Below are 24358 nucleotides of genomic sequence, written 5' to 3' on the forward strand. Positions count from 1 at the left end.
GATTTGCCATGACAGTTCGCAGCATTCCCCTTACAGTTTGCGGATTTGCCATGACAGTTCGCACAAGCCATTACAGTTTTACGGATTGCCATGACAGTTTTCGGAAAAACAAAACTCGGACACTATTTGATTTCAAATGGGGGGTTTTATTAACTATTTCTTACGTTCGAGAAGTCGGACAAGCGCTGGCAGTAAAAATCCTACACAGATGATTACAAAGAATGTTCCGACGTGGAAAAAGGCACTATTCGTATGTGAGTTAAAAAGGCCTAACCCCTCTAGCCGTCCACCGTATGCATCAATCAAATCAAGCGCTCGCGCATTATTAACGGACACAACAGAAATTACCACAACAAATAAAGCCGTTGCCAAAGCCATAATACCCGTTAATTTAGTAGAAGTTCTTTGTAAGATTCGATCAAAAAAGACAAACAGCATCGCTACAAACAGGATGATGAATGGTGTTGCAAGAAAAATTGGAAAGAGAGCAACGTTCCCATTCCCTCCAGGATAAACATCTATAGGCGACGTCCAATAATTTGTGAAGTAAATTCCAATCGCTGAAATAGCACCTGTGAATACAAGACCAAAATATCCCCATTTCGACATCCGAACATCCCCATCCTATTCGTGAAATCATTATTTATACACGAATTTTCTTACCATTAATTTATAATTATAACGCCTTTCAATATCATTATCCACTTATGCTAAACTATTAATATTGAAGGAGAGTGACTAAATTGATGGACGGACTAAAAGATTCAATTGAAAGCTTACAGGAAGATGAAGCAAAAACACTCTTATATCATCTCCTGCTTAGAATCAATATGTTAGAGGAAACGGAAGACACAAAAGATCTTCATAAGACCTACAAAGACTTCCTTAACTTTTCAGCCAATAAAAATATGCCTGAAAAAGACTACGGCACTGTACATATCGTGTTTGGAGATTCAGCCTCAGGTAGCTTGAAAATGGCTCTGCGTGACATGGGATTACAGGATAAAGAGAAGGTGATCTGTTTATCAGGTTTATTTTCCATTGGCCCTCTCTGGAAATTACATGAAGAGATTGGCCTGAACCATAGATATGAATGGTTGGAAAATCATCTGATTTCTGATAATGAAAATATGGAAAAAGATAAAATTCTTTTAAGAGATGCCTTCTCAGAAATCGAGTTGATTCCTAATCAAATACCTATCATTATCTGGACCGGCAATAACTCCCATGAACAAGCCGGCGTAAGGATTGTCTCCTATTTATTGAAAGAAAAGCTAAATGATATTCATTTAATCAATTCTTCAATAGCGAGTAAAGCTTTATTAAGTCGGCCAAATTATGAGTATTGCTCATTTCATACAGCTGAAATTCCACATGAGGGATTAAAATTAATATATGAAAAAAACAGCTTAATTCACCCCTTATCTCCCGAGGTACTAAATAAATTCGAGAAAGAATGGGAAGAATTAGCTACCAAACAAGAAGTCCTTAGACTATGGAAAAATGGAGAAATATTCAATGTGGATGTGGACTTTTATGATGACTATATCATTGATGCAGCACGGAAATTGCATGGTAGGAATGAAAACAGAAACTTTATGAAATCAGCACGAGTTATCGGTGAAGTCATTGGACATTTGGATCAATATATCGGGGATACCTTTTTAGAATACAGGGTGAGGCATTTGATTATGAATGGCATTTTTGAAATGAAGGGCGTCCCTAAAGCGATGCGGTTTTATAGTGTAAAATTGCGTGATGCTTATTGATCATTTCGCCAATACTTAGCCAACCGAACAACAAAAATAGTTGATTGGATGAAAAATCAGTCGCTTTGGCGACAAAACTAATCACCACAGCAGTGGATTGGTCGCTTTACTAACTCAATTGGTTGTTCAAACGAAAAAATCGTCGCTTCGCCCACTCAATTGGTCACTTAAACAAAAGAACGGTCGCTTCGCCCACTCAATTGGTCACTTAAACAAAAGAACGGTCGCTTCGTCAACCCAATTAGTCGCTTAAACGAAAGAATGGTCGCTTCGTCAACTCAATTGGTCACTTAAACAAAAGAATGGTCGCTTCGTCAACCCAATTGGTCACTTAAACAAAAGAATGGTCGCTTCGTCAACCCAATTGGTCACTTAAACAAAAGAATGGTCGCTTCGCCCACTCAATTGGTCACTTAAACAAAAAAATCGTCGCTTCGCCCACCCAATTGGTCACTTAAACAAAAGAACGGTCGCTTCGCCCACTCAATTGGTCACTTAAACAAAAGAATGGTCGCTTCGCCGACTTAATTGGTCACTTAAACAAAAGAATGGTCGCTTCGCCCACCCAATTGGTCACTTAAGCAAAAGAATGGTCGCTTTGCCGACTTAATTGGTCACTTAAACAAAAGAATGGTCGCTTCGTCAACCCAATTGGTCACTCAAACAAAAGAACAGTCGTTTCGTCAACCCAATTGGTCACTTAAACAAAAGAATGGTCGCTTTGCCGACTTAATTCGACAATCCCAAAAAAGTAAAAGCGACCGCCCGGGGTCGGGTTGGTCGCCTATGCATTCTTGCTTTTTAAATTACCTTTTACTTTTTGTTCATTCCATTCATTATGTGCCTGGTGGTTGAATTCACGATTATACTGCTCTTGGTCGCCATAAGGGAATCGTTCACCAGGCTTCGGATTGTTGTAGCTTGAACTTGCTTCTTTCTTATTTTCACTATAGGCGGATGGTTTATGTTCGCCTGTTTTGTCGTGAGCATTCTTTCTGAATACGTCCGTTGAATTAGAGTCGGATGGATCGGCGAGTGGTAATTCGCGAGATGGTAGTACTTCCCCATTTGGATGGACCACTTTTGGTTCAAGGTCTTTTTTGTTTGGGTACTTTCCATCTTTAATCGTCATTGATGATAACCTCCTTTTATTGGCTAGTATCTTACTCTTTTCCCGTATACACTACTTCTTAAACCTGTTTTCAGAAAAAATCGAAACTATCATTCATTCCAATTCGTTCCTTTTAGTAATGGAGGTGATTTTCTGCGCAAGATTTTTGGTGCTGCGTTCCCACTACTCAGCGTTATTCTGCTTGTTTGGGTTGAACAGGGTTTGGCATTTCCGTATGTTTGGAAGACTGTTGCAAAAGCATCCTTATTTCTTGTTATTCCACTGATTTTATTCCGGTCCACAAGGTTTCCATTCCTACGTTTACGTAATACTGACCGAAAAAGCATACGTATTGCCATCGGTTCCGGCATTGCAATTATAGGTATCATCATCGGAGCATTTGTTATTTTAATGCCGTACATCGATATCGATGCACTTCTCATAGACATCGCGAATAAGGGTGTGACAGCTACTGTCTTCCCGTTCATCGCACTCTATATCCTATTTGGGAATTCATTGATGGAAGAGTTTTTCTTTCGCGGGATTTTACCGGCTCTTTTCGGGCAATCGAAACTCCGACTCATCCTACCATCATTCTTCTTTGCCATTTACCATGTCGCTATTTTTCTGCCATGGTTTAGTCCCCCACTTCTGGCACTCGCCGTTACCGGACTTTGGATTGGGGGATTCATTTTTCAGTTGGCGAATGAACGAAGTGGTACGATTCTGCCGTCATGGATAATCCATATGTTTGCGGATATCGGCGTTCTGCTCGTAGGTGTTTATATCATTTACTTTTATTGAAATAAACAAGCTGTACGCCCGCCAACTAGAAACCGGCAGTGCGTACAGCTTATTTTAATTCAATAGCTTGCTAGGACATTCACTGTCACTTTGAATAAATCCCCGTCGACTTCGATTTTCATATTCCCATTATGCATATCGACAATCGACTGCGCAATCGCAAGTCCGAGGCCAGAACCGTCCGTATGACGTGACGTATCTGCCCGTTTAAACCGCTCAAATAGTTCATCTACATTTTCATCAAGTTCATATTTTGTCACGTTTTTCACGACGAATTCCGCGTTATCGCCCACTTTTCGGAGCGTGATGTACACGCGTGTACCTGGTAACGTGTACTTGATGGCATTGACAATCAGATTGTCCAGTACACGCCACCATCTTTTTCCGTCAACATACGCAATGAGCGCTGTATCAGGAAATGTCGTTCGGAAGTCGAGCGCCGTGTTCGAAATTTCTTCCGCATGTTCAGCAAGTGCTTGTTGCAGCAATTGCGTCAAATCGACACGTTGTTTGTTAAGCTCCAGATTGCCGCTCGCCATTTTCGACACTTCGAATAAATCCTCGATTAATGTCTTCAAACGTTGTGACTTCTTATCTAAAATATCTACATATTTCGCTCGCTCTTCGACGGGTAGGTCTTCATTTTTCAAAAGATCTGTATACGTAATAATGGATGTCAACGGTGTCCGCAAATCATGGCTAACATTCGTAATAAGTTCCGTTTTCAATCGCTCACTTTTCGCTTGTTCACTCATCGAAACGCGTACGCCTTCACGTAGATTATTCAAATTCGCTGCATGCTTGGCAAGTGGAGATTTTCCTTCCACTTCAATCTCTTTATGCAGCCGCCCCTCTGCCATCGCTTCGGTCGCAACGATAATCCGGTTCAAATACGCGACTCTTTTCACGAAGAAGTACAAGATTGGCAATCCCGTAAACAATACAAGTATCATATAGATCAGAAAAGCTTCCGGCTCCTGTATAACCATTACACCGACAAATCCGATTCCCGCAAGGAAAAATCCGATGAACAGGATGGACATCTGAATACCTATCGAACGATTCAAAAACATGCCCTGCAATGCAATGAAGAATTTCACCGTAAAACTGTCTTTAATGTCCTGCTCCAATGCCCCTTCGATTTTCAACCGCTCGAAAATATTGACGAGTTGGAAGATTGTTCCCCACAAGAAGAATAGTAGGAAGATAAACGAAATACATAACTCAATCCAACTTCCCACGTTATTTTGAAAGAAGAAATAAGAGTATAGTTCCGGAACAATATTTAACAGAATAAATACACCGCAAAGTGAAATAATCAGCAGTGCAATTCTCATGTCGATTTTCACTCGATCATAGCGTTCTGAAAATCTGCTTCCCGTCATCCACACTTTCTTGAAGCGAAATACTGTCAATAAAGCCGCGAGCGCCAGAATACCTAGCCACCATAAAATGTACATTGCGTACTGCGTCCTATTATAGTTATCGGCTACCCCACTAAGCGAACCTTCCTTCAATGCACTTTCCGGAACAATGACTTTCCCTTCAAAAGTACGTGTGGGATTCAAGGTTAGCGACATACCCTTTTCATACTGCATAACTGCCCCGTCATCGTAAATACCTCTCAATTGATACAAATCATGGTCACTCATATCAATTGAATTCGCCTTAAAATACCCTTCATTTAAATTAAAAATTTTCTCGTAGGCAGCAGGTAAATCAACATTTCCGGAAGAGAAGCTCTCCCCTGTTTTGATATCTTCGAATTCATAGGCAATCGGCAAATTGATTGAACCTTCAAGATTATTCATACGATTTTTCCAATACCGTTCGAATTCTTTCGCTTTTTCATCACGAATTTTCGTTTCCACATGTGTATCATCTTCAAAATTCTGCCGGATGTCATCGATTTTCGTATTCCGTTCATCGATCAAGGCCGTTTTTAGCTTCTCACTCTTCCCCGCTTCCGCATCAATAATCCGTCCTTTATATTGCTCTTCAATATTGCCAATCTGTTCAGAGAGCGTTCCATAACGGTTGCGGTGTTCCTCAATTTCGGATTTTGATACAGAAATCCGTTTTTTCTCCGCTTCTATATCGATTGGATTCAATACGGAATAACCAATACTGCTGTAAAAATTATCCATTTCCTGTTGGAACTCATCCTGCTCGATATAGCTTTTGCCGATGTATTGCGAGCCACGTTCTATAAAAGAGAAAACTGCCATCAAAAACACAGCCATCAATGAAGTCCACACGAAAAGTTGCACTCGATTGTTCTTTTTCAAGTTCATACGCTTCCTTTCATGAGTCGAGCGAGATAAGCGATTGCCCTACTTGAACGTTCTACGCCGTCCCCGACTAGCTCGATGATATGAGTGAAACAGTACCCGACGCTTAACGCTGCGATAAGTATCGCAAAGATTGACCAAAGAACTGCGTTGTCACTTCTCGATTTTGTAACCAATGCCCCATACCACCTTTAGATATCTCGGATTTTTCGGATCTGCTTCGATTTTCTCGCGGATTTTACGAATATGAACTGCGACAATATTTTCGGCATTGTACGCCTGTTCATTCCACACGCGTTCATAGATTTCATTGATGGAAAAGACACGTCCTATATTTTTCATGAGCAATTCCGTGATTTTGTATTCGATTGGCGTCAACTTCACAGATACACCGTCAATCGTTACTTCTTTTGATTTTTCATCAAGAAAAAGTCCGTCAATTTCAACTTTCTTTTGCCCGTCATATGTACCTAGCTGGATATAGCGGCGCAATTGCGATTTAACACGCGCCATCAATTCCATCGGATGGAATGGCTTTGTCACATAATCATCCGCACCGACGGACAAGCCGTGAATCTTATCGGAATCCTCTGCTTTTGCACTTAGCATGATGATCGGAATGTTGCGTGCTTCTCGTATCTTAAACGTCGCTGTAATGCCGTCCATATTGGGCATCATAATGTCGAGAACAAGGAGATGGACTTCATTCGCCTCGAGTAACTCAAGCGCCTCTTTACCATCCGCCGCCTTTAGCACATCATAGCCTTCATTTTTTAAGTAGATTTCGATACCATCACGGATTTCCTGATCATCATCCGCCACAAGCACTGTAAAGTTCGCCATCATCCGCACCTCGCTTTTCCTTATGATACCAATTGTAACCACCAAATCTTAACATTTACTAACTGTAATTATGAAGAAATTCTTAAGATGTGCAAATGAAACCTTCGAATCAGCAAAGGAATGGCTTCAGTAATTCAAACAATTGATTTATCAGATTCGATTGTTTATAATGAAACCAACTACATCTTACAAAAGCGATGATGGGGAAAAGTAGGAAGAGGATGTCGCATAGAGAGCTTCTGATGGTGGAAATGAAGCGGATAAATCTCCCGAACATGATCCTTGAGCTGCGCACTGAACGTTTACTACGGATTAGTAGGCTGCGACAAGTTTTGACGCTTGTTATCCACGTCAAAGTATTCAGGCTTTTTCAGCTATGTACTTTTGGAGACAAACAGTGTGAGCTGTTTGTGAAGTAAGGTGGTACCACGGGTATAGTTAGCCCCGTCCTTTTCGAATTTTTTTCGATGAGGACGGGGCTTTTTTGTTTCCCGAAAATGAAGGAGGAGAATAGCATGTCTATTTTTATCGGTGGCGCTTGGCCGTACGCGAACGGTTCATTGCATCTCGGACATATCGCAGCTTTATTGCCAGGGGATATTTTGGCAAGGTATTATCGATTGAAAGGTGAGGATGTGCTATACGTATCGGGAAGCGATTGTAACGGTACGCCAATCTCAATCCGCGCAAACGCAGAAGATATATCTGTGAAGGAGATTGCAGACCGGTATCACGCTGATTTCACGGACTGTTTTTCAAGGCTGGGATTTACGTATGATCTATATACTAGGACAGATGGAGATTTCCATCATCGAATTGTACAGGAAGTGTTTTCGAAGCTACTTGCTAATGGGCATATTTATAAAAAAGAAACTGAACAAACGTATTGTGAACAGGACCGTCGCTTCCTCCCAGACCGCTTTGTCGAGGGGGGTTGTCCGTATTGTGGAAGTCGTGCGCGAGGAGATCAGTGTGATAACTGCTCTTCAATTTTGGATCCACTTGATTTGATTGACCGTACCTGCAAACTGTGTGGAGATGAACCGACTATAAAGGAAACGGAGCATTTTTATTTCAAATTAAGCGGTTTCCAGAAGCATCTTGAGACCGTTGTTGCTAGTGTAAAATCGGATGGTAGATGGCGCGCCAATGCAATCGGGCAATCGGAGCGTTATTTACGTGAGGGGCTCCATGATCGTGCCGCCTCAAGGGATTTGCCGAATGGCGTGAGTATTCCATTGAAAGGTTATGAGGAAAAGAAAGTGTATGTGTGGATCGAAGCCGTCATCGGTTACTATTCTGCAAGTAAAGAATGGGCTGAACTGAATGCCCAAGATGACGCCTCGTTTTGGAATGAAAATACGGTTTCTTACTACGTGCACGGTAAGGATAACATTCCGTTCCATACAATCATCTGGCCGGCTATTCTAATGGGAATAGACAAAGCGAATTCCGTTCCATCTCGTGTTATTTCAAACGAATATTTGACTTTAGAGAAGCGAAAATTATCGACTAGTCAAAACTGGGCTGTGTGGGTGCCGTATATACTCGATCGCTATCATCCAGACTCACTCCGTTACTTTTTGACGGCAAATGCCCCTGAAAACCGCGACGCTGATTTCTCATGGCGTGAATTTATCTATAGTCATAATTCCGAACTACTAGGCGCCTATGGAAACTTCGTGAATCGGACACTGAAATTTGTGGAGAAATCATATGATGGGATTATACCGCTTGCTAAAGTTAATTGGGAAATAAAAAGTTCAGTCTCTCAATTGTATATTTCAACAGGACGCCTGATTGAAAATGGTCATTTCAAAGAATCGCTCGAAGCCATTTTCGGTTTCATTCGCCAAGCAAATAAATATTTTGATGAGGAGCGTCCGTGGATTCAAGTGAAAGAAGATCAGGCGGCATGCGATGTAACGATGGCTACGAGCATATACATTATTGCAAACCTAGCCCAACTCCTCTCTCCTTTCCTACCCTTTTCAAGCGATGAAGTGAAGGGGATGCTTGGACTTGGAGAATTTAAATGGAAGGAACTAAGTATCTCGGAATGCCAATTGTACAATGTCCGACCACTGTTCGAACGAATTGATGTAGCACAGATTAATGAGGAACTAGAACAGCTGGCGAAGCAATCGAATGGTTCCAATCGGTGAATCTCAAAAAGAAGGGCTTCTTTATCGTAGAATACAGCATTCTAGCCGACGATATTGTTGTTGAATATATGAAGAAGTAATTCAATTTCAAGCTAAACTAGCCTTCCTGATATAAACAGGAAGGCTCCCCAACTTTATTCGATTTCATCTAGGTTATTCTTTTATATTCCTATTTATCTATGTTAAGATTCCCCAAAGGGAGTTACGCTATGAATCAACAACTATTTTTACAATTCAATACGATTTTCATTAGCATATTGATTGAGGCATTGCCTTTCATCATGTTAGCAGTCATTATTTCGGCTGTCATTCAAATGTTTGTAACGGATGAAATGCTAGCAAAGATCATTCCGAAAAATCGATTTCTGTCTGTTTTAGCTGCCACTTCGCTTGGTGCGATTTTCCCTTCCTGTGAATGCGGAATTATCCCCATCGCACGCCGGTTAATGGCGAAGGGCGTCCCGCTTCACGCAGCAGTCGCGTTCATGTTAACTGGACCCGTCATTAATCCTGTTGTGCTGTTCTCCACATACGTCGCATTCGGAAACAGCTGGGAAATGGTGCTTTATCGTGGTGGACTTTCGTTTATTGTAGCATTCATCGTAGGCTGTATTCTCTCTTATCAATTCAAGGAATCTCAGTTGAAACATACGTTGACACCCCAGGTTTCTCCGAAAAAAGTTACAACTAAAATAAAGATACTTGCTACGTTGAAGCATATGATTGATGAGTTTTTCATGGTAGGGAAATATTTGATTGTAGGTGCGCTAATTGCTGCTGCAATGCAAACCTTTATGAAAACATCCGTGTTAACATCAATTGGACAGGGAGATTATTCTTCTTCACTCGTTATGATGGGCTTGGCCTTTATTTTATCACTTTGTTCATCCGCAGATGCGTTTGTTGCGGCTTCGTTTAGAAGTACATTTTCAACAGGGGCATTGATTGCATTTTTAGTTTTCGGTGCGAAATTTGATATTAAAAATACATTAATGATGCTAGGTGTATTCAAAGCTAAATTTGTCTTTTATTTATTCATTTACACGGCTGCCTTGGTGTTCCTTGGATCATTGGTTATTACGAATTTATAGGAAAGGAGACATGTAATGATTATACGCTGTTGGATATTACTAGGATTCTCGTTTCTCTTTCTGCATTTACATGCGACCGGAAATATATCGAAATACATTAATTTAAAGTATTCCTCTTTTTCATTCGCAGCTATTTTCGTGTTCTTCTTCTTTTTTCTCATTCAAGGTTATTTCGCTTGGAAGGAGGGCGCTGATGATGAAGAATACGACGAAATATGCGGTTGTGGGATGGATCATGCCAATGAAGAAAAGTCGTGGAAAGAACGTATTAGTTATCCCATCTTCATCTTGCCGATTTTGACAGCTCTCTTTCTTCCTATCGCCACGCTAGATTCCAATATTGTTGCGGCAAAAGGATTTAACTTCGCGGCGTATGATGATACAGATCCATATGGTATCCATCAATTTCTCGAACCTGACACCAGTGTATTTTATGGGCAGGAAGGTTTTGATGAAATCATGAAGGAAATGATGGATCAGTATGCCAATAAAGACCGCATTATTTTGACGGATCAGGATTTCCTACTTGGGATGGAAACAATCTATAAAAAACCTGGTTACTTTATGGGGAAAACAATTGGATTCAAAGGATTCACTTATATTGATAAGGAGACTGGAAATGTCTTTTTATTTCGATTTGGAATGATTCATTGCGTAGCAGATTCAGGTGTATTCGGCATGCTATTGGAGCTTCCAAAGGATGTTGAATTTCAAAATGATGAATGGATTGAAGTGGAAGGCACGATGGACTCTATCTTTTATCAACCATTCAAAAAAACCATCCCTATTTTAAAGGTAGAGAATATCGAAAAAATTGCAAAGCCTGAAGATCCCTATGTTTACAGAGCTTACTAGGGGTTAAGTCTTTTCTCGGATTTAATTTCAAAATAAGTTTGTGTACTAAATGAATGGACCTATATCATAAAATTAGCTAGTTGAGGAGTGATTGGATGGATAACAGTAAAAAGATTCCGGTGTATGTGCTCAGTGGCTTTCTCGGTAGCGGTAAAACCACTGTCTTGTTAACTATGCTTGCTCATTGCAAGCAATTGGGGATGCAGCCCGGCATAATATTGAATGAGATTGGAAAAGAAAATGTGGAGGGGCATTTATTTAAAGAGGACAAAGTCTTTGAACTGTTGGACGGTTGCATTTGCTGTACAATCCAAGACGATTTAAAGGAAACAATGAACGAGATTATTGGTGAAATGGAAAAGTACCCCCTCGATGTTTTATTTATCGAAGGAACTGGTGTGGCAAATCCGTTAGAAGTACAAGAAGTTCTTCTGAGTCGTCCCTATATTAACCAATTTGAACTGATGTCGATTATTACTGTTGTGGATGCCAGTCATTACCTTGAATACCAAAGTGTTTTTACAAGTTCAGCAGAAGTTCGCAAACTAATAACAGAACAACTCGTTTGCAGCAGTCTTATCGTGTTAAATAAGACGGATCTTATTGCTTCGGAACAACTTGAAAAAGTTAAACAAAAAATTAGGAACATCGCAACGAAAGAGAAGAAGATGGTGGATTGTGTGTATGGTCAGGTCAATGCTGTGACACTTTATGAAAAACGGATTCATTCCGCTTTTCTTACTAAATATTCTGCGGACAATGGACACCATCATCACTCCACCATACAAGCGATTAAGTTAGCGGATTTACCCGTATTCACCAAGAAGAATTTTGAAAAATGGCTTAAACAGCTCCCCGCCGATGTCCTACGTGGAAAAGGATTTGTCGCAATAGAGGGCTCACAGCGACTTTACAGTTTTCAGTATGCTTCAAAGAAGGTAGCATTTTCCCCAGTCCCCGCCTCTTTTGATAGAGAACCGGTTGTTATTCTAATCGGCATAGGGCTAAATCAACAGCAGATTAGCGACTATTATAAGCAACTTGTAGATCAGTGAACAGAAGACTTTTCAGAATTCTATAGAGATTGGGGTATGATCCATGGCGATACGCAGGAATTTATGGATGAGTTTGCTCCTCATAGGGGCACTCCTCTGTTTCTTTTTATTTGTAGGATTCACCGAAATACAACAAGCCATTCCAAAAAGCTTATTACTTGTTAACACCACTTTTTTAGGCATTGTTTTGGAGGCATTGCCCTTTGTCTTCTTAGGGGTGTTTACATCTGCGCTAATTCAAACCTTTGTTTCAGAAGAGATGGTACAACGCTTCATTCCCAAAAATCCTTTTGTTGCAATCGTACCCGCTGTACTTGTAACCGCCATTTTCCCCGTATGTGAATGTGCGATTATTCCCGTTGTCAGAAGGTTGATGAAGAAAGGAATGCCGTTACATATCGGGGTTATTTTCATCGTTGGGGCTCCAATTTTAAATCCGATTGTCTTTGCCTCTACTTATTACGCATTTTATTCTACACCTGGGATTGCTTATGCTCGGATGGGATTGGCGTTCGTGCTGGCCATTATTATTGGCAGCCTCATCTTTACTTTCTTCCGCAATCAAGACCAATTGAAGTGGACAACGGATGAACTGCTAGATAGACCCATTGAATCATCCAATCAAGATTTAAATAAAATGAAATCTGTATTCTATCATGCGAGTGATGAGTTTTTCGATATGGGAAAGTATTTGATTATCGGGGCAATGATTGCCGGCTTATTCCAGACGTTTTTTGATCGGAGTCTATTGGTAAGTCTTAGTGATAATGATGCACTTTCACCTCTTATCATGATGGGATTTGGATTTATTTTATCCCTTTGTTCAGAGGCAGATGCATTTGTAGCCTCTTCATTCGCACATACATTTTCCGCTGGTTCACTTCTTGCATTTTTAGTCTATGGACCGATGTTGGATTTGAAAAGCACGATTATGCTGTTTGCTTATTTCCGGGCTAAATTTGTCATTGGGTTAATGGCTATTATAACGGTCTCCGTATATGCGGTGATTTTGATTTATCAATACGTGGTTTTGTGAGGTGTACTGATGCAGGAAGAACGAGATTACAACACTCATGCTTTTTTTCGCGGGATTATTTTACTTGGTTTTTTTCTACTCCTTTTTAGATTACTAGTATCAGGAGACATATTTCTTTATATTGCCCCTAAAATGATACCCTTTTCTTATTTTGCACTTGTGATTTTGTTGGTATTGGGGGTTATGCAATTATGGAGAAGTCGTTCTGATAATGAGGACGAGTTGTACTGTAATTGTGGCTTTGACCATGCTCAAACAGGTTCACGCTTTCAAACGTTGTTCATTTACTCCTTATTTGTATTACCTGTGCTCACTGGATTGTGGTTTCCAACTACTCTTTTGGATAGTTCGATTGTCGCGAAGAGAGGCATCCAATATGGCTCCGGCTTGTATTCACATCCGCCTGGCTTACCTAGTAGTGAGGATGACATCCCTTTTGACGTGGCGAACGCCGAAGATGACCCGAATGATCCAACGACTTATGTAAAGGGCGTCGATGTACTCGCAGACTTGATGAAAGAAATAGAGGAGATGAAGGTTGAACTTTTAGGCAGTGAAAAGATTAGTATGGACGATGAACGTTATATGGATATCATGAATTTTTTTAGTGAGGATTTGGATTTATTCATTGGAAAAGAAATAGAACTTATTGGGTTTGTATATAAAGAGCCAGATTTTGAGGATAATCATTTTGTTATTGCACGATTCGGAATGACTTGCTGTGTTGCAGATGCTACTGTCTATGGAATTATGTCAAAAGCGGATGAAATGGATTCATTGAAGGAAGATGAATGGATTAGGGCAACTGGCCGCTTATCTAAAATTCATCTGTATGACGCAGATCTCCCATTCTTGGAAATAACGACAATTGAGAAGATTGATCAGCCCGAAGATCCTTATGTTTATTGAACGTACCTTTCATAGACTTGTCGGTATACCTTCCAGCAGCCCTGCCAAGTTAGGGCTGCTGGATTGGCCGTCCGAATTTCATTTCAACCAAGGGATTGCTTCCCTCCTGCTTTCCTACCCCCAAGCGCCGAGCGTTGTTAGTAGGATTCTTTAGTTCAACCTATTTAGAAGATACCACATATAGTGAACTTTCAAACATGAAATTTCAGATGACAAAAAAGCACGCAACGTATACATACTTTTCCATTATTAATTTAAATTGTTAATTCTATTTGGAAGACGCTTCTACTCAAACTCCATACCCTACAAACATACTTCATCCTGAATTTCGAAAGTATTTTTCAAGAGTCTGTTATATCGGAAGGGGAAAAATATATCTATTTTGTAAAGTCGGAAGGAAATAGTCCTTAATATAAGTTACATAAATATCAATATAATGAAACTTTATGGAGTCGAGCTGTGAATAAACTTTTTTATCTACAAGCCCGAGATTCAAAATTATCCAAGCTTAAACACTTGGAACCTATATTTTTATACCAATATATATATAGTCCTTTACTATCAATTTAAATCACGATATAATTAATTCAAAAGTATTAACTAGCAGGAGGAACAACATGATATCTACAGTTGGGAAGAAACTATGGAGTGGCTTTCTATCCATATTAGTCATTATGATTATCGTCGGAGTAATAGGTCTTTGGGCTATTTTTTCAACCAGTAAAGAGTATCGATTTTTGATTGATGACCGAATGAAGAAGGTTGTTCTATTCGAGCAGCTATTAAAAAATCAGAACGAAAATTCAAATGCTCTAAGAGGTTACTTACTCTATAATAATGATGATTACATAACAAGTCTAAGTGAAATAAATACTTCTTTTGATACTATTATGGCAGAATTAGATTCTATTGTTCGAACAAAATCCGCGCGCGTAATTCTTAACAAAATAAAAGAAACAGCAATTAATTATAAAGAAAATACAGACTTAGTTGTGAGCGAATTCAAAAAGGATAAAATAGAAGAGATAGTGGAAATAGCTACTGAAGGAGCAGTTTATCAGGACACTATAACTGAAGGGATTAAGCAACTAATTGAGCATCAGAACATCCAAAGAAATAAGACCGAACAAGAATTGGATAGCTTCTTACAATGGATCCGTATGTTAATTGTTGGTTTAATTGTACTTGCTACTGCAGTAAGTATCATCATCGCACGTAGTATCAGCCTTAGTATTGCGCATCCTGTTAGCAAAATGACCGTTGCACTAAAGCAAATTGCTAAAGGGGACTTTTCAATTGAATCGGTAAACATTCGCAACAAAGATGAAATCGGTGAAATGGCAATAGCTTTTAACGGTATGGCTAGCGATCTTCGCGGTATAATTACGAACACACGTGATTCTGCCGTTCAATTCGCTGTACAGGCCGAGCAGCTATCTGCAAGTTCAGAAGAGAGTCTTGCTGCTTCTGAAATGGTTGCTGAAATCACTGAGAGAAGCCAAATTGCAAGTGAAAAACAAGTGTCTATCGCCAAGGATTCAAGCACATCCATGAATAAAATGGCCACAGGAATTGACCGAATTACAGGGGACAATGAAGCAATGCTTCTTACTTCTGAAGAGGTTGTACATCTGGTAGGGGAAGGTGCAACCCTTATGAAAGATTTCACACACCAAATGACAACAATCAGTTCAACCATCGGACAGTCTGTCGGGATTATAAGTGAAATGGCCAATCAATCAGAAAAAATTCGGAGAGTAACATCTCTTATAACAGACATAGCTGTACAAACAAATTTACTGGCATTAAATGCTGCGATTGAAGCAGCTCGTGCAGGTGAACAAGGTAAAGGCTTTGCAGTTGTGGCAGAGGAAGTACGGAATCTTGCTGAACAATCGAAGCAATCGGCAGAAGAAATTGGTCGAGTAATCGATACCATTATTCTGAACGTCAGACAGGCCGTTTCCAGTACAGAGGACGGTAATAACAAGGTCAAAGAAGGGCTTGTTGTCACTAAAAAAACGAGTGCAGTGTTTAACCAAATCGAACATGCAGCGCACGAAGTGAGTGAGAAAGTTGAAATGGTTTCTGCTGCAATTGAACAGATTAGGAAAATGACAGTTGAAGTATCTAGTGGAGCAGTGAGGGTACAGGAACTTGCGATAGAAACTTCAACGGAAGCTCAATCGACAAGTGCAGCAACGGAGCAACAATTAGCAGCAAATGAAGAAATTTCTTCTAGTGCCCAGACGCTTGCGGAACTTGCTGTAAAGTTGCAAAATGATATGGCAAGATTTAAAGTTTAACAGGACCTGATCCGAAATAAAAGAGCAGATAGCCACGTGTTAAAAGGGTCCCATTCTACGGTATAAACAATCAAATAGTACATCAAATGGAGCTACAAACCGCTATGGTTTTGGCTCCTTTTTATTGATACCTACCATTAGGAAGTGCTCACACATGATTAAGGAATTGAGAAAGGGAGATAAGAAGGGAATGATAGAGGTTTTCTAAAATGTGTAATCCATTTTACACATTTTTACACATATACGAATCAAAAACACTATGATACACTGTAACATAGGCTTTTCTGCCACGTGGCTCGTAACCATCCCACGAATAAATTAGGATATATCGGGATATGTTAATAATCTGTATATTACTCAAGAGCATTGTCATATCAACGATTTGTATGCTATTCAATTTTCACGACATACGATTGAAAACGTTGAGAACAGAATTAGTATTACACATTGACTTGTAGGATTAGAAACATACACCCCTATTACTCTTCTGTATCAATTTAAAAATAACTGCCTAAGTAATATCTTTTTCTTCGTTAAGAACTTATGGTTGTTTTAAAAAAGCTGATAAAAATGTTGGCGCTGTTATGTAAATACAACAATTTTATAGGAGGTCTATAGATGAATAATAATGATATATTAATTAGAATAAGATATGCTCTGGATATAAAAGATGCAAATATGATAGAGATATTTAAACTTGGTGGCGTTGAAGTAACAAAAGAAGAAGTACAAATGATGCTCACAAAATCAACTGATGGTGATATAGCCGAAAATGAAGGGAATATAAAATGTACTAATAGGATGTTAGATTCATTTTTAAATGGTCTTATTATTTTCAAAAGAGGACAACAAGATCCAACACCCGAACAACCTAAAAGACCGGAATTGTCTATAAAGAACAATGAAAGTGTTAATAATGTCGTTCTAAAAAAATTAAAAATAGCACTGGCATTAACAAGTGAGGATATGCTCGATATATTAAAAGAAGCAGGGGTCATTATTACAAAAGGAGAATTAGGTGCTGTATTAAGAAAAGAAGGACAAAAGAATTATAAAGAGTGCGGTGATAGATACGCTAGGAATTTCTTAAAAGGATTAGCTATAAAGTATAGGATATAAGGGATCACCAGAAAAAGATGTTAGAGATTTCTACACAACTAGTACACATAAGATATAATAGAACTTGAAAACCCTCTATAACATGGGTTTTCAACACGTGGTTCGAAACCATCCCACGCTAAAAAACTAGGAGGAACTAAATAATGAAAGTAAAAACATTGGCAACAAGCGGAATTATTGCAGCTTTGTATGTTGCCATCACATTTTTAATCTTACCATTCGGATTTACACTCATTCAATTTCGAGTGTCGGAGATGTTCAACCATCTTGTCGTATTCAACAAGAAATATGTTTTCGGTATTGTAGTCGGTGTCCTTGTCGCCAACTTTCTCTTTTCACCAATACTGGTTGATGTCATTTTCGGAGTACTTCATTCTGTAATTGCTCTTTCAATAACAATTTTGTCTGCGAAATTTATTAAGAATCACATCAAACGCATGCTGTTCAACACAATCGTCTTTACAGTTTTGATGATTATCATCGCATACCAGCTTACGTTTTTTGCAGATATTCCGGAATACAATGGAATCCCGTTCCTTATCATTTATCTAACACTTGCAATCGGTGAATTCGCCGTTATGGCGGTCGGAATTCCGCTAATTCACACTTTAAATAAGCGCCTTGATTTTGAAAAACGGATTTAATAACATAGACCCCTCCATTCTATCCACCACAATAGAAATGGAGGGGTTTTTTAAGGAGATGAAAATCGATGTATATTACAATCCAAGAAGCTGCGGAATACCTAGGTATGCCCTTCGAGCAAGTTCAGAAGTATGTGTTGGAAGGTCGTATTCGCGCCGCGCATGACGGCGAACAATTCCTCGTCAATAGAGGCCAGTTTGGACTCTATTTCGAACAACTTGAAACACTAAAACAGCAAATTGACGACTGGCGAAACGAACCGATTCCTCCTGATCGAGATATTAAAGATGAGGACTAAAAAACACATTATATCCTTTTCTATTGAATAGGGTATAGGTTTGAAAGAGGAAATTAAGGGTACACTGGGTGAACGTATCTTTTGCGTTCAACTCGGATACCTAGTATAGTTGAATTTTTTTGATGAATTGCCGGATTTACAAGGGGGAAGTATGAAGAAAATTTCGAATGTTTTTTATATCACAATTGGTCTAATCATTTTGGCCGTCGGGTACGGAGCGATTGCACCCGAAAGTTTTGCAGCTGTCACAGCAAACGTCAAAGACTTCATTGCATCATCATTCGGATGGTACTATATGGTACTTATGTCTGTCATGGTAGTGCTTGCTGTCTTTTTCATCGTCAGTCCTTATGGAAAGATTCGACTTGGAAAAGATACTGATCGACCCCAGTTTTCAACGATTACATGGATAGCCATGTTGTTTTCTGCTGGAATGGGAATCGGACTTGTCTTTTATGGTGCGGCTGAACCATTGTCCCATTTCGCAATCAATCCTGCCACAGAGCAGCCGAATACGGATGCCGCTTTTAAGGAGGCATTACGCCAATCTTTCTTTCACTGGGGATTCCATGTATGGGCTATGTACGGGGTTATCGCATTATCGCTTGCATTCTTCCAGTTCCGTAAAGGGGAACCGGGGTTAATTTCATCAACATTGAAGCCGATATTCGGCAAAAAGATGGTAGGTCCATGGGGCGTTCTTGTTGATGTCTTCGCTGTTTTTGCGACGTCATTTGGGGTTGCTACCTCACTCGGCTTCGGCGCTGTTCAAATTAACGCAGGTCTGAATTACTTGTTCGGTGTATCGATTGGAATTTCTTCACAGTTTGCTATTATCGGAATTGTTACGGTATTATTCATCATCTCCGCTTGGTCAGGACTCAGTAAAGGGATCAAGTATTTATCGAATACAAATTTAGTACTTGCACTCGCATTACTTGGATTCATCATCATCCTTGGTCCTACATTATTAATATTCAATATGTTCACTGATTCTTTTGGGGGCTATTTGGCCAACTTTGTACAGATGAGTTTCGGTACCGCACCACTAGATTCTACCAAACGGGATTGGCTAGATACCTGGACGATTTTCTACTGGGCTTGGTGGATTTCATGGGCTCCGTTTGTTAGTATGTTCATCGCCCGTGTTTCGAAAGGCCGGACAATCCGTGAATTCATGGTCGGTGTACTTGTAGCGCCTACATTACTTGGCTCATTTTGGTTTGCAGCTTTTGGAACAACTGCGATTGAGATTCAGAAAAAAGATATTTCCGATATTGCTAGCGCTTCAACGGAACTAACCATTTTTGAAATATTCAATACGATGCCGATGTCAATGGTCATATCAGTTTTCGCGATTTTATTGATTGCCTCATTCTTCATCACATCGGCGGATTCTGCCACCTTCGTTCTCGGCATGCAGTCTACGAATGGCTCGTTGACACCACCGAATACCGTGAAGCTCACCTGGGGTATCATCCAGTCGACTATCGCATTGATTCTGTTGTCTGTCAATGGACTCACCGCTTTACAAAATACAATTATCATCGCAGCACTACCATTCTCATTCATCATACTGCTCATGGTCGTATCGTTGATCAAAGCATTGCAAGCCGAAGCGAGAGCGATGAAATTGAAAAAATGATACAAAAAAGCGATTCCATAAAAAGAATCGTTTTTTCAATTATTCACTAGAAGTAGTATACAGGTAGTAACGCAATCAAGTATAGTGACTTTGAATGGCGCATTTCCATGACTTTATCGAACTTATAAAACTAGCATGTAATCGTATACAGGCTGTACGGCTGATATTTACGCTTACAAAACACAATCATTCTTGATTTGTTATATTTCCATGTTTACTGAGTAGATTCGCTGTTAGGGAAACTTGTTCCAGCATAGAATGAAACTCTTGTACGCTTGCTGAATATTCTTCTGTTTGGGCTGCAATTTCCTGAACGGAAATATTAATCTGCGAAATATCCTTTTCGGTAAGTTCCAATTGTTTTTGAATATCCTCAGCTGCCATATTACTGTTAGCCGCCATTTTCCGGATTTCATCGGCAACGATTGCAAAACCCTTTCCATGTTCCCCTGAGTGCGCTGCCTCAATCGCAGCGTTTAAGCCTAACATATTTGATCTGGAGGCAATCCCCTTTACATGCACAATAATTTTTCCAATATTCTTCATATTATCTTTCATCATTTCTGATTGCCTTGATAGCTCTTGCAAATTATTGACGGAGGTATCAGTTGCACTCGAAATCCCCTCGGAAACATAGGTCATTTGTTCAATAACAGAACTAAGTTCATCTGCACTTTTCCTTAAATCACTTATCTTTTGATTGGAAGTAACTGCAGCCAAGGCTCCTATTAATTTACCATTTTCTTTAATGGGTGTACAAGATGAAATATAAGGAATTCCAAGCACTGTCGCAGGAATTTCTTCCCGAATCTTTTTCCCAGTTTGTAGTACTTTATACGTCGTTGTTCCTTTGTAGTTCTCCATTCTATCTCCAACTTTAAGATTTAAATCTATTTTTTCTCCTGGTAAATAACCAATTATACTATTTTTATCACATAAGATCATACAAGTGTCTTCTGGATAAGTCTGTTGAAAAAGGTGCAAATTATTTGTAATCTCTTGTAGAATTCGCGACATTTTTCTTCCCCCCCTTTGAATAAATCACATGAAGTTAGTCAATCTTTTTCGTCACACAATGAATCCAGTTCTTTTAACGAATTGATCATGTATCCCCGTGCTTCTCTCATCATTTCTTCTATTAAGTCCTTCACTGCTGGTATATCGCTAATTAGACCCGAAACTTGACCACTGTTAATAAACCCGTTCTTCATGTCGCCGTCAATTGCACCCTTTACATGTAGCGTTTCCGATGTAAGTTCGTTATATTGCTCAAGCGTTAATCCTTCCCATTCACGTTTAAACAATTCTTCCGCATAATCATTTTTAAGTACTCTTCTCACACGCCCAATCTGCCGTCCAATAATCATGGTTTCCGTATCAGTCGCATTTAAAAGACGCTGTTTATATGTGTCATGAACAGGCATCTCTTTTGTGGCAATGAAACGAGTGCCCATCTGCACGCCAGAGGCTCCTAGCATAAACGCAGCAGCAAGTCCTTTCCCATCCCCAATTCCGCCCGCTGCAATTACAGGAACTTTTACACTTGCTGTTATTTGAGGAATGAGCGTAAATGTTGTTAACTCAAGATTCGAATTGATACCGGCCGCTTCAAAGCCTTCTGCAACAAGAATATCCGCTCCTGCCTTTTCCGCTTTCTGTGCGTGTTTAACAGAAGCAACAAGTGTAATAACCGTTATGCCATTGTCGTGGAGCAGAGGGATGTATGGAGCAGGATTACCGGCTGAAAGGGAAACAACTGGAACTTGATGTTTAATGACAAGTTCAATCAGTTCTTCCGTATGCGGTGTAACATTAATCGCAATATTGACTGAGAAATTTAAATCAGTCCGCTTTTTAATGTGCCTAATTTTGCTTTCCACTTCTTCTACACTTGACGTTCCGCAACCTATCGTACCAAGCCCACCCGCTTCTGATACAGCAATGGCTAACTCGGCACTACTTATATTGCCCATTCCACCTTGAATGATTGGATAATTGATTGTCAATAACTTACATACTTGATTCATCAAACTGATTCCCCTTTCAAATAATAGTACCTATGATATAATAGACAGAAAAGTTATTCTAACAATAATGGAGGGGATAAAATGATCATTCCTTATAACGGAAAAAGTGCTGTGTTACACTCGTCGGTATTCGTCGCTCCCGGTGCCTACCTCATTGGCGATGTATCCATTGGTGAAGAGTCAACAATCTGGTTCAATGCAGTGATACGTGGAGATGAAGGACCCATCACGATTGGAAAAAGATGCAGTATCCAAGATAACTCCACCATCCACCTGTATGATGGTGCACCTGTCACAATAGAAGACGAGGTAACGGTCGGACATAACGTCATTTTACATGGCTGTACGCTGAGAAAGCGTTCCATTATCGGTATGGGATCTACAATTCTAGACAACGCGGAGATTGGTGAAGAATGTATTATCGGAGCAAATACACTCATTCCACCCGGGAAAATAATCCCGCCGAGATCACTCGTTGTCGGCTCTCCTGGTAAAGTCGTCCGGGAACTAACTGACAAAGATTTTGAGCTTATTCAACTCTCTATCGATACATATGTACAAAAAGGTTATGATTTCAATAAAATTTTCAAAGTAGAAACAGATAGCCATTGATTAAAAAACCGGGAGCTATATAAACTAAGCCCCCGGTTTTTTAATTACTTTACAATCATCGGATGGTCAACCGCATCATATGACTCATCTTTATGGCTCAAGTCATTATCTTTACGGAATACATCTTCAAAAAAACGACTCGCAGGTTCTGCAAGTAATTTATAATACTGGCCGAATAAAAGGGTCGCATGATTTCCATTCCACATAGTAGGAAGCAGCTCTTTTGGGAGGCCGGGATCGGTAAATAAAAATTTTCGATATTCATGGACAAGGTTCGTTCTTTCCACGAAACATTGAGCATCCGTCATTTGACCACTTTGTACAGTACTTTTAGATATGATATATTTCTTACTATACGTAGAGATGAATTGTTCGTACTTGCCTTCAATTTCTTTGAGTGGCCAGCTTCTATCAACGAGAGATTGATTTGTCTGCGGTCCTTTATGTTCAGAAACAAAGAAATCGACATATGAACTTATGTCATATTTTTCAATTAGGAGTTGCACTTCTTTTTCAAGGTTATTTGGCGAAATCCAACAACCATTTGAAGAGCTTCCAAACCCACTCCATAGTAGCTCTTTTCGAAGTTCATCACGGATATGTCGCTTCTCTTCCGGTATTGTATACATGAGCATTCGCCATTTTCCATCCCAGTCATGTGGATCTAATTTAAAAATTCGGGATGCGGCCTCTTCTATTCGGGAAACGCCACGCGGAGTGAGATAATAATAACTTTTCTTTCCCTTTTTTTCAGAATTAACCCACCCCAGTTTCATCATCCGTGAAATAGCAACACGAACAGACTGATCATTGTGACCAAATTCTTTCAATAGCTGAATCAAGCTTCCCACCCATATTTTATTCCCATAATGACGGATATAGTCACCAAAAATCGTGAAAATCATCGACTGAGTATTTGAAATCTAACTAACCACTCTTTCTATTATATTCTGCGTTCGCCTCCTTTATTATACCAATGGGTCTACAGTGATGACAAGCTTATCTCCCCTTGAACTCCGGCTTTCTCTTTTCACTGAATGCGTGAAGAGCCTCCATCCGATCTTCAGTCGGAATCGTTAACTCGTATGCTTTTGACTCCATCGCAAGTCCAGTTCGTAAGTCGGTATTCATGCCTTCATTAATCGCATATTTTGCTTGTTTAATGGCAACTGGTCCATTTTTCATAATTTTATGGGCTAGATTCTCACAACTCGAAATCAGTTCGGATTTTTTTACTACGTTTAAAATGAGACCGAGCTCATATGCTTCTTCCGCGGTAAGCTGTTTAGCGGTAAAGATTAGCTCTTTCGCTCTCATTTCACCTATTAAACGCGGTAATCGCTGTGTCCCGCCTGCACCAGGAATGATTGCCCAACTCGTTTCCGTAAGCCCCATCTTTATACCTTCAACAGCGATCGAGAAATCGCAGGCCAACATCAATTCAAATCCTCCACCAAATGCATAGCCATTCACTGCGGAAATCGTCGGCTGAGGTAATTCAGCAATGCTGTTAAATGCGTCACGAATTGCTTTTACATTGCGCCGCACTTCCGTATCATTCAATGTTCTACGCTCTTTCAAGTCAGCACCGGCACTAAATGCCTTTTCACCAGCCCCAGTGAAAATAACTACTTGCACTTCCGAGTCAAGGTGAATAGAGTCCGTTACTTCCTGCAACTTTTGAAGCGTATCATAGTTAAAACAGTTTAGCGCTTCTTCCCGGTTAATCGTGACATAGGCTATATTATCTTTCTTCTCATATAAAACAGGTCCCATT

23 protein-coding genes, 1 riboswitch and 1 other annotated feature are annotated in these 24358 nt (G+C 39.8%); of the genes, 14 read left to right on the plus strand and 9 right to left on the minus strand.

The features are described 5' to 3' along the window. Window positions 1-153: 153 nt before the first annotated feature. Complete coding sequence (locus H4683_RS11680; protein WP_192599018.1) at window positions 154-609, minus strand: hypothetical protein; 456 nt, start codon at window positions 607-609, stop codon at window positions 154-156. 137 nt (window positions 610-746) lie between these two features. Here H4683_RS11680 and H4683_RS11685 point away from each other — a divergent pair, with 137 nt between their 5' ends. After that, the gene (locus H4683_RS11685; RefSeq protein WP_225942065.1) at window positions 747-1769 is read left to right on the plus strand and encodes a DUF1835 domain-containing protein; all 1023 of its coding nucleotides are present in this window, start codon (window positions 747-749) and stop codon (window positions 1767-1769) included. 784 nt (window positions 1770-2553) lie between these two features. Here the strand turns inward: H4683_RS11685 and H4683_RS11690 are convergent. Next, window positions 2554-2901 carry a hypothetical protein gene (locus H4683_RS11690; protein ID WP_192599020.1) on the minus strand — a complete coding sequence of 116 codons (348 nt, stop codon included), beginning with the start codon at window positions 2899-2901 and terminating at the stop codon, window positions 2554-2556. Between the two features lie 201 nt (window positions 2902-3102). On the opposite strand from H4683_RS11690, the gene H4683_RS11695 reads away from it, so the two are divergent. Continuing rightward, window positions 3103-3684, plus strand: a complete 582-nt coding sequence (locus H4683_RS11695; protein WP_192599021.1) for a CPBP family intramembrane glutamic endopeptidase — start codon at window positions 3103-3105, stop codon at window positions 3682-3684. A 59-nt stretch (window positions 3685-3743) separates the two neighbouring features. Here the strand turns inward: H4683_RS11695 and H4683_RS11700 are convergent, their stop codons facing one another. The 3 genes from H4683_RS11700 to H4683_RS11710 are packed head-to-tail and all read right to left on the minus strand — an operon-like array spanning window position 3744 to window position 6818. Then, the gene (locus tag H4683_RS11700; RefSeq protein ID WP_192599022.1) at window positions 3744-5972 is read right to left on the minus strand and encodes a sensor histidine kinase; all 2229 of its coding nucleotides are present in this window, start codon (window positions 5970-5972) and stop codon (window positions 3744-3746) included. A gap of 2 nt (window positions 5973-5974) precedes the next feature. Next, window positions 5975-6151: a hypothetical protein gene (locus H4683_RS11705; RefSeq protein ID WP_192599023.1), complete on the minus strand. Its 177-nt coding sequence runs from the start codon at window positions 6149-6151 to the stop codon at window positions 5975-5977. Further along, a complete protein-coding gene (locus tag H4683_RS11710) occupies window positions 6129-6818 on the minus strand; it encodes a response regulator transcription factor (protein ID WP_192599024.1) in 690 nt (229 codons plus the stop codon). Before H4683_RS11710 ends, H4683_RS11705 begins: the two co-directional genes overlap by 23 nt. Window positions 6819-7006: 188 nt before the next feature. Further along, window positions 7007-7273: a binding site (T-box leader), on the plus strand. Window positions 7274-7315: 42 nt separating this feature from the next. Here H4683_RS11710 and metG point away from each other — a divergent pair. The 11 genes from metG to H4683_RS11765 all read left to right on the plus strand — a co-directional run bounded on the left by metG (window position 7316) and on the right by H4683_RS11765 (window position 19942). Further along, window positions 7316-8983, plus strand: coding sequence for a methionine--tRNA ligase (gene metG, locus H4683_RS11715; RefSeq protein ID WP_275403078.1), 1668 nt, complete (start codon window positions 7316-7318; stop codon window positions 8981-8983). A 209-nt stretch (window positions 8984-9192) separates the two neighbouring features. Continuing rightward, window positions 9193-10074 (plus strand): permease, encoded by an 882-nt coding sequence (locus tag H4683_RS11720; protein WP_192599026.1) that lies wholly within the window; start codon window positions 9193-9195, stop codon window positions 10072-10074. A gap of 15 nt (window positions 10075-10089) precedes the next feature. Further along, window positions 10090-10929: a TIGR03943 family putative permease subunit gene (locus H4683_RS11725; RefSeq protein ID WP_225942057.1), complete on the plus strand. Its 840-nt coding sequence runs from the start codon at window positions 10090-10092 to the stop codon at window positions 10927-10929. Window positions 10930-11024: 95 nt separating this feature from the next. Continuing rightward, window positions 11025-11984, plus strand: a complete 960-nt coding sequence (locus H4683_RS11730; RefSeq protein WP_192599027.1) for a CobW family GTP-binding protein — start codon at window positions 11025-11027, stop codon at window positions 11982-11984. A gap of 43 nt (window positions 11985-12027) precedes the next feature. Beyond that, window positions 12028-13020 (plus strand): permease, encoded by a 993-nt coding sequence (locus H4683_RS11735; RefSeq protein ID WP_192599028.1) that lies wholly within the window; start codon window positions 12028-12030, stop codon window positions 13018-13020. Between the two features lie 9 nt (window positions 13021-13029). Next, entirely contained in the window at window positions 13030-13929 is a 900-nt protein-coding gene (locus H4683_RS11740) for a TIGR03943 family putative permease subunit (protein WP_192599029.1), read from the plus strand. 617 nt (window positions 13930-14546) lie between these two features. Continuing rightward, window positions 14547-16235: a methyl-accepting chemotaxis protein gene (locus tag H4683_RS11745; protein WP_192599030.1), complete on the plus strand. Its 1689-nt coding sequence runs from the start codon at window positions 14547-14549 to the stop codon at window positions 16233-16235. 618 nt (window positions 16236-16853) lie between these two features. After that, window positions 16854-17354, plus strand: coding sequence for a YehS family protein (locus H4683_RS11750; RefSeq protein ID WP_192599031.1), 501 nt, complete (start codon window positions 16854-16856; stop codon window positions 17352-17354). Window positions 17355-17445: 91 nt separating this feature from the next. After that, a riboswitch (PreQ1 riboswitch) is annotated at window positions 17446-17490 on the plus strand. Window positions 17491-17497: 7 nt separating this feature from the next. Further along, window positions 17498-17998, plus strand: coding sequence for a QueT transporter family protein (locus tag H4683_RS11755; protein ID WP_192599032.1), 501 nt, complete (start codon window positions 17498-17500; stop codon window positions 17996-17998). A 68-nt stretch (window positions 17999-18066) separates the two neighbouring features. Beyond that, on the plus strand, window positions 18067-18297 hold the full coding sequence (locus tag H4683_RS11760; protein WP_192599033.1) for an excisionase family DNA-binding protein: 231 nt from the start codon (window positions 18067-18069) through the stop codon (window positions 18295-18297). Between the two features lie 151 nt (window positions 18298-18448). Beyond that, window positions 18449-19942 (plus strand): BCCT family transporter, encoded by a 1494-nt coding sequence (locus H4683_RS11765; protein WP_192599034.1) that lies wholly within the window; start codon window positions 18449-18451, stop codon window positions 19940-19942. A gap of 186 nt (window positions 19943-20128) precedes the next feature. Here H4683_RS11765 and H4683_RS11770 read toward each other — a convergent pair whose 3' ends face one another. Both H4683_RS11770 and H4683_RS11775 read right to left on the minus strand, forming a co-directional pair. Continuing rightward, window positions 20129-20959, minus strand: a complete 831-nt coding sequence (locus H4683_RS11770; RefSeq protein WP_192599035.1) for a methyl-accepting chemotaxis protein — start codon at window positions 20957-20959, stop codon at window positions 20129-20131. Window positions 20960-20997: 38 nt separating this feature from the next. Then, window positions 20998-21969, minus strand: coding sequence for an NAD(P)H-dependent flavin oxidoreductase (locus tag H4683_RS11775; RefSeq protein WP_192599036.1), 972 nt, complete (start codon window positions 21967-21969; stop codon window positions 20998-21000). 81 nt (window positions 21970-22050) lie between these two features. On the opposite strand from H4683_RS11775, the gene H4683_RS11780 reads away from it, so the two are divergent. Next, window positions 22051-22581, plus strand: coding sequence for a gamma carbonic anhydrase family protein (locus tag H4683_RS11780; protein ID WP_192599037.1), 531 nt, complete (start codon window positions 22051-22053; stop codon window positions 22579-22581). 44 nt (window positions 22582-22625) lie between these two features. Here H4683_RS11780 and paaX read toward each other — a convergent pair whose 3' ends face one another. Together paaX and H4683_RS11790 are read right to left on the minus strand one after the other, a co-directional pair. After that, entirely contained in the window at window positions 22626-23486 is an 861-nt protein-coding gene (paaX, locus tag H4683_RS11785; RefSeq protein ID WP_225942058.1) for a phenylacetic acid degradation operon negative regulatory protein PaaX, read from the minus strand. 94 nt (window positions 23487-23580) lie between these two features. Beyond that, on the minus strand, window positions 23581-24357 hold the full coding sequence (locus H4683_RS11790; RefSeq protein WP_192599038.1) for an enoyl-CoA hydratase-related protein: 777 nt from the start codon (window positions 24355-24357) through the stop codon (window positions 23581-23583). Window position 24358: the final 1 nt, after the last annotated feature.

The sequence above is a fragment of the Sporosarcina limicola genome (assembly GCF_014873855.1).
GTDB lineage: Bacteria > Bacillota > Bacilli > Bacillales_A > Planococcaceae > Sporosarcina > Sporosarcina limicola.